Origin of the sequence: Flavobacterium sp. 103, assembly GCF_003096795.1 — a bacterium.
Classification (GTDB): Bacteria; Bacteroidota; Bacteroidia; order Flavobacteriales; family Flavobacteriaceae; genus Flavobacterium.
In genome coordinates, this window is the sequence record NZ_QENX01000001.1 from 2,368,369 (window position 1) to 2,381,841 (window position 13,473).

The 13,473-nt window shown below is 33.1% G+C and carries 14 protein-coding genes; 9 read left to right on the top strand and 5 right to left on the bottom strand.

Features of this window, described 5'->3' with window-relative positions; translation table 11 throughout:
• Positions 1–77: 77 nt before the first annotated feature.
• Complete coding sequence (locus C8C85_RS09615; RefSeq protein WP_116796888.1) at positions 78–614, bottom strand: porin family protein; 537 nt, start codon at positions 612–614, stop codon at positions 78–80.
• Between the two features lie 308 nt (positions 615–922).
• Between C8C85_RS09615 and C8C85_RS09620 the strand changes: the two genes are divergently transcribed.
• Positions 923–3,382, top strand: a complete 2,460-nt coding sequence (locus tag C8C85_RS09620) for an AsmA family protein (RefSeq protein WP_116796889.1) — start codon at positions 923–925, stop codon at positions 3,380–3,382.
• Between the two features lie 13 nt (positions 3,383–3,395).
• The gene (locus C8C85_RS09625) at positions 3,396–3,908 is read left to right on the top strand and encodes a nuclear transport factor 2 family protein (protein WP_116796890.1); all 513 of its coding nucleotides are present in this window, start codon (positions 3,396–3,398) and stop codon (positions 3,906–3,908) included.
• 5 nt (positions 3,909–3,913) lie between these two features.
• On the opposite strand, the gene C8C85_RS09630 is transcribed toward C8C85_RS09625, so the two are convergent.
• On the bottom strand, positions 3,914–5,506 hold the full coding sequence (locus C8C85_RS09630; RefSeq protein WP_116796891.1) for a murein L,D-transpeptidase: 1,593 nt from the start codon (positions 5,504–5,506) through the stop codon (positions 3,914–3,916).
• 273 nt (positions 5,507–5,779) lie between these two features.
• On the opposite strand from C8C85_RS09630, the gene trmB reads away from it, so the two are divergent.
• The 7 genes from trmB to C8C85_RS09665 all read left to right on the top strand — a co-directional run bounded on the left by trmB (position 5,780) and on the right by C8C85_RS09665 (position 10,355).
• Entirely contained in the window at positions 5,780–6,454 is a 675-nt protein-coding gene (gene trmB / locus C8C85_RS09635; RefSeq protein WP_116796892.1) for a tRNA (guanosine(46)-N7)-methyltransferase TrmB, read from the top strand.
• Between the two features lie 60 nt (positions 6,455–6,514).
• The gene (locus C8C85_RS09640; RefSeq protein WP_116796893.1) at positions 6,515–7,150 is read left to right on the top strand and encodes a LysE family transporter; all 636 of its coding nucleotides are present in this window, start codon (positions 6,515–6,517) and stop codon (positions 7,148–7,150) included.
• A gap of 6 nt (positions 7,151–7,156) precedes the next feature.
• On the top strand, positions 7,157–7,489 hold the full coding sequence (locus C8C85_RS09645) for an MGMT family protein (RefSeq protein ID WP_116796894.1): 333 nt from the start codon (positions 7,157–7,159) through the stop codon (positions 7,487–7,489).
• Between the two features lie 276 nt (positions 7,490–7,765).
• A complete protein-coding gene (locus C8C85_RS09650; RefSeq protein WP_116796895.1) occupies positions 7,766–8,893 on the top strand; it encodes an Mrp/NBP35 family ATP-binding protein in 1,128 nt (375 codons plus the stop codon).
• A gap of 85 nt (positions 8,894–8,978) precedes the next feature.
• The gene (locus C8C85_RS09655; protein WP_111408114.1) at positions 8,979–9,218 is read left to right on the top strand and encodes a NifU family protein; all 240 of its coding nucleotides are present in this window, start codon (positions 8,979–8,981) and stop codon (positions 9,216–9,218) included.
• A 294-nt stretch (positions 9,219–9,512) separates the two neighbouring features.
• Entirely contained in the window at positions 9,513–9,986 is a 474-nt protein-coding gene (locus C8C85_RS09660) for a hypothetical protein (RefSeq protein WP_116796896.1), read from the top strand.
• 51 nt (positions 9,987–10,037) lie between these two features.
• The gene (locus C8C85_RS09665) at positions 10,038–10,355 is read left to right on the top strand and encodes a 2Fe-2S iron-sulfur cluster-binding protein (RefSeq protein ID WP_111408112.1); all 318 of its coding nucleotides are present in this window, start codon (positions 10,038–10,040) and stop codon (positions 10,353–10,355) included.
• A 3-nt stretch (positions 10,356–10,358) separates the two neighbouring features.
• Here C8C85_RS09665 and C8C85_RS09670 read toward each other — a convergent pair whose 3' ends face one another.
• The 3 genes from C8C85_RS09670 to C8C85_RS09680 all read right to left on the bottom strand — a co-directional run bounded on the left by C8C85_RS09670 (position 10,359) and on the right by C8C85_RS09680 (position 13,197).
• Positions 10,359–11,099, bottom strand: coding sequence for an SGNH/GDSL hydrolase family protein (locus tag C8C85_RS09670; protein WP_116796897.1), 741 nt, complete (start codon positions 11,097–11,099; stop codon positions 10,359–10,361).
• Positions 11,100–11,143: 44 nt separating this feature from the next.
• Entirely contained in the window at positions 11,144–11,926 is a 783-nt protein-coding gene (locus tag C8C85_RS09675; RefSeq protein ID WP_116796898.1) for a DUF3050 domain-containing protein, read from the bottom strand.
• 92 nt (positions 11,927–12,018) lie between these two features.
• Entirely contained in the window at positions 12,019–13,197 is a 1,179-nt protein-coding gene (locus C8C85_RS09680) for an acyl-CoA dehydrogenase family protein (protein WP_077374064.1), read from the bottom strand.
• Between the last annotated feature and the right edge of the window lie 276 nt (positions 13,198–13,473).

The window sequence follows — 13,473 nt, forward strand, 5'->3', positions numbered from 1 at the left end:
AACTATAAATGTACAAAAAAAATTGCCTTAAAGAAATGAACTTTAAGGCAACTTTTAGGTGGTAGGTTGGTGTTTTTTTAAAATTGGAAAGCGGCACCAATTTGAAAAACTTGGTTTTTTCCTGAAAGCGTTGGATTATCGAACGTGTCATCCAAACCTGTGATGTATCTAGCATTTATAGATAATCCTAAAGGTAGGTTAAGAGACGTACCAAAAGCCCATGAAGGCACAAAACTGTTTACATCAGTATAGTCTACATTGTCTGAAACTGCAAATCCAAATTGAGGTCCGGTTTCAAAGCTTAATAATTTAACAACATAAATTTTTGCTAAAACAGGCACAGTAAGATAATCTATTTTTGTGTCTTTTGCATTTTTAGTTGAAAATCCTTCCTGTGAGTATTGTACTTCAGGCTGTATGAAAAGCAAGCTTTTTATCAATGGAATTTCTTTGTAAACGCCAACATAAAGACCAGTTTTGGCGTCTGTATTCCAGCCATTTCCACTAATATCAGAAAAGTTGGCTCCTGCTCTAATTCCCCAAGCTTGTGCTGAAACTGCATTAGATACTAATACTATGAAAGCACTTAACAGTAAAATTTTTAATGATCGCATATTTTTTGTTTTTAAATTAGTAACTCATTTATAGAGTTTGTTGACATCAAAAGTAGTACAATTTTTCAATTTTTTCATCAATATACTACAAAAACACCTTTAAATAGGTGCGATAATTTGGACAAAGACAGTGTTTGAATAGTTGAGTATCTTGCACTACAATGTTAAAGTTTTTAAGATATAACGTTCGTTTTTGTAATATATTATGTTAACTTTGATACAGGTCGAGTTGTTTTGCGGATTATTCAATTCAAAATATTTAAAAGCAATTTTTTTTATATAGATATATAAAATTTTAAATAACTGGTATGAAAGAATTTATAGAAAAAGGAAAAGAATTTTCAAAGACAACTAGATTTAAAAAGATTTTAAAAAGAACCGGTTTTTTTATTGTTGGTTTTTTAGGGTTAATACTTATTTTCTTTATTGGATTGAGGATTTATTTTACTCAAAATAAAGAGCACATAATGACCGAAATCAATCAGAAAATTAATGATAATATTTCGGGGCATGCCAGTATTGGAGATGTGGGCTACAAATTCTTGATAGGTTTTCCCAATTTTACGGTGGTTTTGAAAAAAGTTGAACTGCAGGACAGTTTGTATGCCGTTCATAAAAGGAGTGTGCTTAAGGCGGAAGAAATCGAAGTGCGATTGAATGTGCTGAGTTTATTGCATAAAAAAGTGGATATAGAAAAAGTAGTTTTGATTGATACTAAAATCGATTTGTTTAAAGATAAAAATGGCGTTTCCAATTCGAATATTTTTAAACCAAAACCCAAAACAAATGAGCCAAAAAGCAAAACTGAAACTGAAATCGGAGAAGTTGATTTTAAGAATGTAGTTTTTATTTCCCAAAATTTACAAAGAAATAAATTGTTCCACTTTGAGGTGAATTCTTTAAAATGTAAAATAAATTATAAAGATGATGGCTGGGAAACAGATTTGTTTCTGGATGTTTTTGCAAAAAGCATGGCTTTCAATACCAAACACGGAAGTTTTATAAAAGACAAAAGAGTAAAAGGAAAACTGGCAGTTCAATTCTCTAAGGCGAAAAATAAAATTGACGTAGTTACTGAAGGGCTTGGGATTGGCGACGATGATTTTGACATCAAAGCGAGTTTTGGTCTGAACAAGGATCATCCAATAATGAATATCAACATAAAAACGACTATTTTATGGCTGAATGCCGCTCATTTGTTGGATCCACATTTGTTTAAAATTCTAAATCATTTTAATATAACTAAACCTTTGGATGCCCAATGTAGTATTATTGGCGACATGAATGCAGAAGGAGATCCCGAAATTATTGTGGATGCCCAAATCAAGGATAATGTCTTGGTTTCTTCAGAAGGGGAAACCAAAGAGTGTAGTTTTGAAGGACGATATATCAATAATTTCAAGAACGGTTTAGGGAATAATGACATCAACTCGGCTGTTATCATTAAAAATTTCACAGGAAACTACAAGGGGATTCCAGTAGTTATTCCTAATGCAGCAATTAATAATTTAGAAAAACCGATTGCAACAGGAGACTTACATTCTAAGTTTGATGTCGAGAAATTGGGAAATATTTTTGGTGATGAATTTATAAAGTTTAATGGAGGAACGGCAAACGTCGATTTTAAATTCAATGTTGATATTGTGGCTTTGCGAATTTCAAAACCTCGTTTTACGGGGAAAGTGAATATAGAAAAGGCTAATATGCTTTTACGATCTAAGAATATTACTTTTCAAACCAATGTTCTTCTTGATTTTACGGACCAGGCATTGTTTATTAGAAATATTAAGTACCAAAGAGATAAAAATATTTTTTTCTTAGATGGGAAAATTGATAATTTTCTTAATCTCTATTATAATGATCCTGCAAAAATGGTGGCTGTTTTGAATATCAACAGCCCTTTTATGGATGTGAAAAAATTCATGAGTGTTTTGGCACATAGTGAAAAAAAGAAGGAAGTAAAAAAAATAACAACCAAAGCAGATATTAAAAAACGGATAACGCTTGTTGAAAAATGTCAAGTGGTTTTAAATTTGAATCTTGACAAGATGGTGTATTCTAATTTGACGGCCAAGAATGCCAAAATTATTATTGTGGCCAAGAATAGACAATTTTTTGTCAAACAAGGAGCAATTGAATCCTGTGGAGGCAAAATCACATTTGCATCCCAGTTAATTCCAAACGGTAATTTATTTGATGTAAAAACAAATGTAAATATTGCAACGGTTGATATTCCTCAATTTTTAACCTCTTTTAAAAATTTCGGAATTACATCCTTTCAGCCCCAAAACATAAAAGGAAGTCTTTCGGCAACGGCTGATATGTCGATGAAAATGACTCTAAATGGCGATTTGGTTGATGATTCTGCAAAAGGAAATTTGCAATATGATATAAAAAATGGATCGCTAACTGATTTTAAGCCAATAATAAAAATTGGCAAGTTTGCTTTTCCAAACAGAGATGTAAAACATATTGTTTTTAATGATTTGTCAGGACGATTGAATATGAGCGGTAGCTTTGTAAATGTTGATTATTTTAAAGTGAGTTCAAATGTGCTGAATTTTGATGTTGAGGGTATTTATTCATTCAAGAAAGGAACTAATTTAGGGCTGACGATTCCGTTAAGAAATCCAGAGGATGATTATAAAATTAAAGACCCAAGAGAAAGAGAAGCCAAACGATACAAAGGAATAGTGTTGCATTTGTTGGTTGTGGACGGGAAAAATGGTGAAATGAAAATTAAAATGGGAAGTCTTCCAAAGAAATAAAAAAAGTAAAAATATGAGAGCACTCTTTTTAAGTTTAGCAGTATTGACATTAGTGAGTTTTGATTCTTTGCACTATAAAGAATCCGATGAAAAAGAACAGGTAAACAGAACCCTTGATGCTTGGCACAAAGCTGCGGCAGAGGCCAATGCCGAAGTCTATTTTGGAATGATGACAGATGATGCGATTTACATCGGAACAGATCCAACCGAAAGTTGGGATTTGAAAGCTTTTAAGGCCTTTGCAAAACCTTATTTTGACAGAGGCAAAGCTTGGGACTTTAAAGCATTGGAGCGTCACATTTATTTTGATAAATCAGGTAAACTGGCTTGGTTTGACGAACTGTTGAATACTCAAATGAAAATTTGTAGAGGTTCTGGTGTTTTGATAAAGACAGGTAAAGAATGGAAAATTAAACACTATGTTTTGTCTATGACCGTTCCAAATGAGAATACAAATGAAGTAGTAAAAATTAAAGAAGGGATTGAGGATGTCGTGATAAAAAATCTTCAGGCAAAGAAACAATAATGACATTAGGGTGTTTCTGAAAATAATAATTCTGCCAGATGGTCATCCCTTAAATAGATATCATTATAAAAACAGATCTCTCCAGAATCGTTAACCCAAGCTGTAAAATAGCCAATATGAATTGGGATTTTGTGTTTGAGTATACAAGTGGTTTCCTTTACCCCTTTCATTGCATCATTGATCCGGTCAATAGGCCAGTCGGGGTCATCTTTTAAAATTAAGATGGCCAATTCTTTGGCTTTTTCTAAATTAATGCAGCCATGACTAAAAGTTCTGTATTCCATATCGAATAGACTTCGGGCTGGCGTGTCATGGAGATAGATGTTATTGGAATTTGGAAAAACAAATTTAACGAGTCCCAAAGAATTATTTTTTCCGGGTTTTTGTCTGGGGTTACCGTTGTTCCATTCCATATTGTTTTTGGCCAGATAATCTTTGTCATGTTCTATTTGTATTTTTAGTTCACTTTCAACAATGCTTTTGGGGATATTCCAATAGGGACTAAACACAATACTGCTCATATTGGCACTAAAAACTACTGTTTCGGTAATGATTTGACCTAAAAACACATTCGATTCCAGTTCCTTTTTACCGTTTTTTTTATAAATTAATTTAAAGGATGGAATATTTATAATTATATATTCATTGGCTCTGGCCAATTTTGGATCAATCCATCTGCAACGTTCCATGTTTATCATAATGATTTTAATCCGTTCTTCGGCAGGAATGTTCATTTGTCTGATGTGTCTATATGTAATGGGATAATTAACCTTAAAATCATTCCTTTTTTTAAAATTCAATATAGCGGCCATCATCTCATCATCGTACACATTAAGTTTGGAATCCCGTTTTAAGTCTCCGTTAATGGTAAGCCAGCGTCTTATTTGGCCAATGATTTTGGAGCTGTCATTTGGTTTCAATTCCTGTGCCTCAGAAATCGAGTCTATTTGATTCCAACCGCCTTCTTTTTCTATTTGTCGGTATTTCTTTAAAACATCTCGAAGTTTATAGTATTGGTTAAATACCAGATTTTCATTTTTACTTAGTAATTCTGGATTAACTAATAAAGAATCCAAAAGATTTGCATAAGAAATATTATTTCTAGGGATAAACCACCCAGTTTCCTGTATTTTTTTTGTGTCCATTCCATGAAATACTTTTTGGGCATAAAAAACGTATACGGTGGATAGCATTATTTCGGTATCGGTTTGGGAAGGTTTATCAGCTGAGTTTTGATCAAAAATCTTGTCAAATTTATCTTTATAGGGTAATTGAGAATTTAATCCTTCCTCATCAAGAAGATTTACTTTAGCATATAGTACATTGGCAAATTCGATAAGTTCTGTGCGATTATACCAAATCGGCTTAAATTTTCTTTTTGCGTATATGGTATTAACATCTGGTTGGTATTTTTTTAGAGAAGGGTATTGGGTGAAAAAACGAGCAATGGTAGCTCTGTCAATATTAATTTTTGTGAACTGTTGTGTTTGGGCAGAAGAAGTGTCTTCAGCCGTTAGAATTTCTTCGCTGTAACGGTAGAAAGAAACGAGGGAAAGAGTCAATGCTATAATTGTTATTAATAAAACTTTTTTTTTCATCAAAAGATTATTTTACATAAAGGTACATAAATATATTTTTAGCTAAAAGTGAATGTAGTCGAAGTTTACTGTTGAATAATTTCAGTTGTTTTTTTCAGCATCTCTTTTTTTGATTCAAAAAAAGGGCTTGAAAGTATGAGATTGAATATGTTTTTTAGGTATAAAGAAGTTCTGCTTAAAAATATTAGGGCATGATTTAAATCTTCATTTTTTCTTCATCAAAGTTTTCGGTCTTAAATAATTCCTTAATTTTGCCGAAATAGCAAATATATCGTGGGAAGTAAAAATAAATTAAAAAGGTTCAAGGAAAACGAGACATTCACTAATGTTTTTCAACCAACAAGAGAAGAAGTAGTAGGGGATTTATTTCCGCTAAGAGGGAAGTGGAATTCGGATTTTTTTAAAAACGAAAATCCATTGGTACTTGAATTGGGTTGTGGCAAAGGAGAATATTCTGTTGGATTGGCCGAGAGATACCCAAATAAAAACTTCGTGGGAATCGATATCAAAGGAGCTCGTTTCTGGCGTGGTGCAAAAACTGCGGTTGAAACAGGATTACAAAATGTGGCTTTTATTCGAACTCAAATCGAATTAATCAACCATATTTTTGCTGAAAATGAAGTTGATGAAATTTGGATTACTTTTCCAGATCCCCAAATAAAATACAAAAGAACAAAACATAGAATGACTAATTCAGAATTTCTGCAATTGTACAAGAAAATTTTGAAGAAGGAAGGAGTTGTCAATCTTAAAACCGATAGTGAGTTCATGCATGGCTACACATTGGGACTGCTTCATGGAGAAGGACATGAGGTTTTGTATGCTAATCATAATGTGTATGTAAATGAGGGAAGTCCTGAAGAAGTTACTGCTTTTCAGACATTTTATGAGAAGCAATATTTGGAAATTAACAAAGCAATTACGTATATTCGTTTTAAAATCAAATAGTTTTCTAAGATGGTTTTCAGTTTGTAAGCTGAGACTTCAAACTGAAACTGCAAACTAAGTATGACTCTACTATTGCCTTTTTTTCTCGGATTTATTGTTGCAGCAATTGGTATTACACCTCCTGGTTTGATTAATATGACAGCTGCAAAAGTAAGCTTAAAAGACGGTAGGAATGAGGCCATTTCTTTCGCTATTGGTGCTACAATAATTGTTTTTTTTCAGACATTTTTAGCTTTGTTATTTGCTAATTTTATTAATAGCCGCCCGGATATTATCAGTAGTCTTCAAGAAATTGGACTATTTATTTTTATTGCACTGACCATTTATTTTTTTTGGAAAGCCAAAAAACCAAAATTGCCTAAATCGGAAACCAAAGTTCGCAGTAAAACGAATCGGTTTTTTTTGGGAATGTTGCTGTCGGCATTGAATTTATTCCCCATTCCATATTATGTTTTCGTGTCCATTACACTTTCTACGTATGGGTATTTTTATTTTTTAGAATCTTTTATTTTTGCTTTTGTGGGAGGAGTAGTCGCAGGTTCCTTTCTGGTTTTTTATCTCTACATCATATACTTCAAGAAAAGGGAAGCAAAATCCTCTTTTTTAATCAATAATGGAAATTATATTATTGGTTCAATTACTGGGTTAGTTTCGATAGTTACACTGTTCAAACTCATTAAAGGATATTTTGGATAAAACAAAATGGAAGCAACAAACGATAATTTTTTTGAAAGAGTTTACGCTGTCGTCAGACAAATTCCATACGGAAAGGTCACTTCCTATGGCGCAATTGCCAAAGTTTTAGGGGCTGCGCGTTCTGCCAGAATGGTAGGTTGGGCAATGAATGCAGCACATAATCTTGAAGATGTTCCTGCACATAGAGTGGTCAACAGAAAAGGATTGTTAACAGGTAAACACCATTTTGACGGAACGAATCTAATGCAACAATTACTGGAAAGTGAGGGTATTGTTGTTGAGGATAATCAAATCATGAATTTTAAGTCCGTTTTTTGGGATCCTGAAATGAAGGTGTAATTCGGTATTACTTCTATTCGCAGTTATTGTTTTTTAAGGATTTCAGGATTGCAAAAAGGACTGTTGAGATTATAGATGTTATTATCAACCACTATCAATAAATCCAATTCAAATCCTTTAGAATAAGAACTTAATCCGTTATCTTTGCAATCTAAAATTAGTTTAAATAAAGACAGCCTTTTTTTAAACCATTTATAATGAAATCGCCCGATTCAAAAAAGATAAATAGATTGGAGAAGGTACTACATGTTCCAAATAAAAAAATAATAATTACGCATGAAATTAGATAGAAAAGATATTCTTAAGGCATTAGAAACAATAACTATTGCTGGTGAAGGTAAAAATATGGTAGAAAGTGGCGCTATTGCAAACGTGGTCACTTTTGGAGATGAAGTTGTTGTGGATTTGTTATTGCATACACCGGCGATGCACATCAAAAAAAGAGCTGAAGATGACATTAGAAAAACGATACATGAATTAGTGTCTCCAGATGCTAAAATCAAAGTAAACATAAAAGTAGAAGTTCCAGAAAAGAATGAAATTAAAGGAAAAGCTATACCAGGGATAAAAAATATTATTGCAGTTGCTTCAGGAAAAGGAGGTGTAGGAAAATCTACTGTTACGGCAAATTTGGCGGTAACATTAGCTAAAATGGGATTTGCAGTAGGGATATTGGATGCTGATATTTACGGTCCATCGATGCCAATCATGTTTGATGTAGAAAATGAAAAACCAATTTCGGTAGAGGTTGACGGGAAATCGAAGATGAAACCTGTTGAAAGTTATGGAGTAAAAATGCTTTCTATCGGATTTTTTACTTCGCCAAGTCAAGCTGTAATCTGGAGAGGTCCAATGGCTTCTAAAGCTTTGAATCAAATGATTTTTGATGCGAATTGGGGAGAATTAGACTTTATGTTAATTGATTTGCCTCCTGGAACAGGAGATATTCATCTATCAATTATGCAATCATTGCCTGTTACTGGTGCTGTTGTGGTTAGTACTCCACAAGCTGTTGCACTGGCAGATGCCAAGAAAGGAGTTTCCATGTTTTTATCAGAAGCGATAAATGTTCCTGTTTTGGGAATTATAGAAAACATGGCCTATTTTACACCAGAAGAATTGCCTAACAATAAATATTATATCTTTGGAAAAGAGGGAGCTAAAGATCTTGCTCAGGATCTAGGAGTTGCTTTTCTTGGAGAAGTGCCAATTGTACAGTCTATTCGCGAAGCGGGAGATTATGGACGTCCAGCGGCATTACAAACAGGTTCTATTATTGAAAATGTTTTTGACGAGATAACACGAAACGTAGTTAGTGAAGTTGTCAATAGAAATGAAAATTTGGAACCTACTGAAGCAATCAAAATCACTACAATGGCCGGATGTTCGGCTGTTAAGAAATAATATTGAAGGATGAATAGCAATCACTAATGTGTGATTAATTCCTGAAAATATCGGTAGACCGAAAAAGAATAATAGATATCAACTTATGAAAACAGAAGAATTAACTAATAATGTTCTAAAAGCACTGGAAGAAATCAGACCTTTTCTGAATTCAGATGGTGGAGACATTACGCTTATTTCAATTGATGAAGGAAAACACGTAAAAGTGCGCCTTGAAGGAGCGTGTACAAGTTGTAGTGTGAATCAGATGACGTTAAGAGCCGGAGTGGAGACTACCATTAAAAAGTATGCCCCTCAAATAGAAACGGTTGTTAATATTATGTAATGCATTGAAAAATAGAATATTGTTTGTTTTTATTAATCTTAAAAATGACTCTTTAATAAAAAAAAGCCAAGTATAAAATGATAAAAGTCATGCTCGCTCTTGTTAAATAGATGGTTCATACTTGTTAAAAATCAACGAAAAGGTTTTTTTTAAAGATTATTATTAATGAATTACCAATAAAATCGCTGTTTATTTTGTTTTGCGCAAAAAACAATGTGAATAATTCAAGATTTTTTTATTTGAAAATTCAAATAAAAATTTACATTTGTAGCACTAACCTATAAAATTTGAATTATGAAAAAGCAGTACTTATTAATTATTCTATTTCTGTGTTTCTATAAAAATTATGCCCAAGAACCAATTCAAGAGGCATATGTGTCCAAAACGTATGTTAATGTTGATGAAGAATGGACTGAATTAAACTTTTCTTCAATGGTTGATATATCGTCAAATAGACAGGGACAATTAAAGATTGCCAATGCTGAATTTTTGACTGAATTAAGCGGGGGCAAGGCTAAAATGTTAGATAAAAGCGCATATATTACAGCAGTTTTAGATTCGCAAATATTGACTAAAACAAAAACGGAAAAAAATGGTTTGTTGAATTTAACGTATGAGGGAAAGTTAATATTTAAAACTTTTGAAGGATCTTATACGCCCGCTGTGAAAGTCACTTTCGTAGTGAATCAAGCTGATGTTATTGGTTTGAAAATTCATAATAACGAAAATAATAAAGATTACGCACTAGATCTTACAGTAAAAGATTAACATCGAAGTTTTAAACAGCTTCGATTTTTTTAATAAAAGTTAAATTATATAATGGACGTTTTAATAAAAATTAAAGATAGAGAAGGAGTTGTTCATGAATTACAGGCCCCAACAGATATGGCGATGAACATAATGGAATTGTGCAAAGCCTATGAGCTTCCGGTTGAGGGAACTTGCGGGGGAATGGCAATGTGCGCTTCTTGCCAATGTTATGTTCTTAATGATGTTCCGTTGCCGGCTATGGGTGATGATGAAGAAGCTATGTTATCTGAAGCTTTTTATGTAAAATCAAACAGTCGTTTGGGTTGTCAAATCCCGATTACCGAGAGTCTTGAAGGCTTGGAATTGGAATTGGCCCCAGAGAATTAATATTTAATTTTGTAAAACGTCGACTGCTTTTGGTAAAATGCGTTCTACGAATAAAGTATATGCTTTTTCAGAAGGATGTAAGTTGTCTGATGCAACTAGGCTAGGATTTGATAAGCCTTGTCTGGTTATGTCTGTAATGTTTACGAATATTATGCTGTTTTCTGCACAATAGTTTTGTGCATAAGAATTATATTGATCTATTTCTGTAGATACTCTTTTATTTCCATTGCCAAATGGCGTGTATGCATAATCTGGAATAGAGACTACTATTAAATTTGTTTTGTCACCTTTTGCTAATAAAATAGCCTTATTTACTAAATCAGGGAATTCTTTTTCATATTCAGAAAAAGAATTCCCTTGATATTGATTATTCACCCCAATGAGTAAAGTAACTAGGTCATAATCATTACTTGGATTTTGACTGTTTATTGCCGATATTAAATTACTTGTTGTCCATCCTGTCTTTGCAATTATGTTTAACGAAATGCTATTTCGAGTGTTTAAATTATAGAGCTTGGCTTTTAATTGTTCTGGAAATCGGCAGGTTTCACAAACACTTTGCCCTATTGTATAACTGTCTCCCAAAGCCAAATATTTAATGGGTTCTGATTTAGTGGCCAATGTTAGTTGAGTTGGTTTAGGGTTTTGTGAGGGCGCAACGGATTTTATATCAGTATTGTCAGATTGGCAATCTATCAAAAGAAGGCTTAAGAATAATACGCATATTTTCAATGTATAAACCATTTTTAGGAAATTACAATTAAACGATTCTTAGGTTACTTAATTTATTAAACCATTTCGGCTTTTAGGAGAATTTGTTCTTCAATAGCATCCCAAAGACCTATTCTTTTTTCTAAAGCCAGAATCGAAATTTCTTCCACTTCCGACCATTTTTTTGAATCCTCACCACATAGTTCGGTAATCATCTTCATTGCCATTGGGCCATGCTCATCAGCATCCAATTCGATATGTCTTTCAAAGTAATAAAGTAATTTACTTAAATCATTATCAGGGAATTTGGACTGAAAATTTTTTAAGATTTCTGTAAACATTTTCGGAATCAAATCTTCTCTACCAAAGGTAAATGCTGCGGCTATTTTGTGCGGTTTGCCTTCTTCAATAACTCTAAACGTAAAGTCAAGAAACTCTTTTATATTTGGATGTAGATCACTTTTTTTGATGGCAACAAATATATTGTGAAGTGAATTAACCTCTTCTAAAAAAAGTTCAATACCAATTGTTTTGGCACCACAATCTCTCATTGCCTCAATGTACATTTCAAAATGGCTTAAACGTCGACCGTCGATGCTTAAATCACTTTCCTCTGCCAGCACAATTTCATTGATTAAATATCTGGTTTCAGGATTTGGTGTCGCAAACCAAGGTGTTGAAGTACAGGTTAATTTATTTTGCAAAGCTTTTAACAAAGACATAAAATCCCAAACTGCATATACATGGTTTTCTAAGAAGTGATGTAAATCTTCAAGAGTATTTATTTTTTTGTATAAAGAATGGTTTAATAATTGTTGTTTTTGCGTTTGAATGCCTGAGTTGATTGTTGCAATATTCATTGAGTTTCTTTTTAGTGTAAAATTAAAAAAGCTTCTCGTTACCAAGAAGCTTTGACTATCAATTTTATAAATACTTTAATAGTTGTTTAGTTCTATTTGAAAGCAGGAATTCCAGTGATGTCCATTCCTGTAATCAATAAATGAATGTCGTGAGTTCCTTCATATGTAATTACTGATTCTAGGTTCATCATATGGCGCATGATGGAATATTCTCCGGTAATTCCCATTCCTCCTAACATTTGTCTAGCTTCACGGGCAATATGAATTGCCATGTCTACATTGTTTCTTTTAGCCATAGAGATTTGGGCAGTGGTTGCTCTTCCTTCATTCCTTAGAACTCCAAGTCTCCAAGTTAGTAATTGCGCTTTGGTGATTTCGGTAATCATTTCGGCTAGTTTCTTTTGCTGCAATTGAGTTCCTGCAATAGGCTTGTCAAACTGAATTCTTTCTTTGGCATAACGCAAAGCAGTGTCATAACAATCCATTGCAGCACCAATAGCACCCCACGCAATTCCATAACGAGCAGAATCCAAACAACCTAACGGTGCTCCTAATCCAGATTTATTAGGTAATAAATTCTCTTTTGGTACTTTTACATTGTCAAAAATCAATTCTCCAGTAGAGGAAGCGCGAAGTGACCATTTGTTATGCGTTTCAGGAGTTGTAAAACCTTCCATTCCACGTTCTACGATTAATCCGTGTATTCTTCCTTCTTCATTTTTTGCCCAAACAATGGCAATATCTGCGAATGGAGCATTCGAAATCCACATTTTCGCACCATTCAAAAGATAATGGTCGCCCATATCTTTGAAATTAGTAATCATACTTCCTGGATCTGAACCATAATTAGGCTCGGTCAAACCAAAACAACCCATGAATTCTCCTGTGGCTAATTTTGGTAAATATTTCATTCTTTGCTCTTCATTTCCATATTTCCAAATAGGATACATTACCAGCGACGATTGTACTGACGAAGTTGAACGAACACCTGAATCACCTCGTTCAATCTCTTGCATAATTAGCCCATAAGAGATTTGATCTAACCCTGCTCCACCATATTCTACGGGGATATAAGGTCCAAAACCACCTATTTCACCGAGTCCTTTTATAATTTGTTTTGGAAATTCAGCTTTTTGGGCATATTCTTCTATAATGGGAGAAACTTCACGTTTTACCCAAGCACGGGCGGAGTCACGAACAAGTTTGTGTTCCTCACTTAATAAATCATCTAGATTGTAATAATCTGGGGCTTGGAATAAATCTGGTCTCATGATATAACGGTTTTATTGTTACAAATCTACATAAAGAAATATAACAAAACTAAAATAAATTGTTATAAAATAATTTTTATAGAAAAAAGAATTTGATAGAACTAAGTATATGGTAATGTATTTAAAAGCGTTTCGTAATGCTACAATAATTGACAGTCAAACAGCTGGAGCTGATGAAGGAAATATTAGTTTAAAATAATTAAAGAATTTCAAACATTATTTCCGTTATAAACTATTTTTATTTTATTAAAAAAGTAATCTAATACATAGTATTGT

Bases quoted from the DNA above. Each gene is read 5' to 3' on its own strand.
- C8C85_RS09615 (WP_116796888.1), bottom strand. From the start codon at position 614: ATGCGATCATTAAAAATTTTACTGTTAAGTGCTTTCATAGTATTAGTA.
- C8C85_RS09620 (WP_116796889.1), top strand. From the start codon at position 923: ATGAAAGAATTTATAGAAAAAGGAAAAGAATTTTCAAAGACAACTAGA.
- C8C85_RS09625 (WP_116796890.1), top strand. From the start codon at position 3,396: ATGAGAGCACTCTTTTTAAGTTTAGCAGTATTGACATTAGTGAGTTTT.
- C8C85_RS09630 (WP_116796891.1), bottom strand. From the start codon at position 5,506: ATGAAAAAAAAAGTTTTATTAATAACAATTATAGCATTGACTCTTTCC.
- C8C85_RS09640 (WP_116796893.1), top strand. From the start codon at position 6,515: ATGACTCTACTATTGCCTTTTTTTCTCGGATTTATTGTTGCAGCAATT.
- C8C85_RS09645 (WP_116796894.1), top strand. From the start codon at position 7,157: ATGGAAGCAACAAACGATAATTTTTTTGAAAGAGTTTACGCTGTCGTC.
- C8C85_RS09650 (WP_116796895.1), top strand. From the start codon at position 7,766: ATGAAATTAGATAGAAAAGATATTCTTAAGGCATTAGAAACAATAACT.
- C8C85_RS09655 (WP_111408114.1), top strand. From the start codon at position 8,979: ATGAAAACAGAAGAATTAACTAATAATGTTCTAAAAGCACTGGAAGAA.
- C8C85_RS09660 (WP_116796896.1), top strand. From the start codon at position 9,513: ATGAAAAAGCAGTACTTATTAATTATTCTATTTCTGTGTTTCTATAAA.
- C8C85_RS09665 (WP_111408112.1), top strand. From the start codon at position 10,038: ATGGACGTTTTAATAAAAATTAAAGATAGAGAAGGAGTTGTTCATGAA.
- C8C85_RS09670 (WP_116796897.1), bottom strand. From the start codon at position 11,099: ATGGTTTATACATTGAAAATATGCGTATTATTCTTAAGCCTTCTTTTG.
- C8C85_RS09675 (WP_116796898.1), bottom strand. From the start codon at position 11,926: ATGAATATTGCAACAATCAACTCAGGCATTCAAACGCAAAAACAACAA.
- C8C85_RS09680 (WP_077374064.1), bottom strand. From the start codon at position 13,197: ATGAGACCAGATTTATTCCAAGCCCCAGATTATTACAATCTAGATGAT.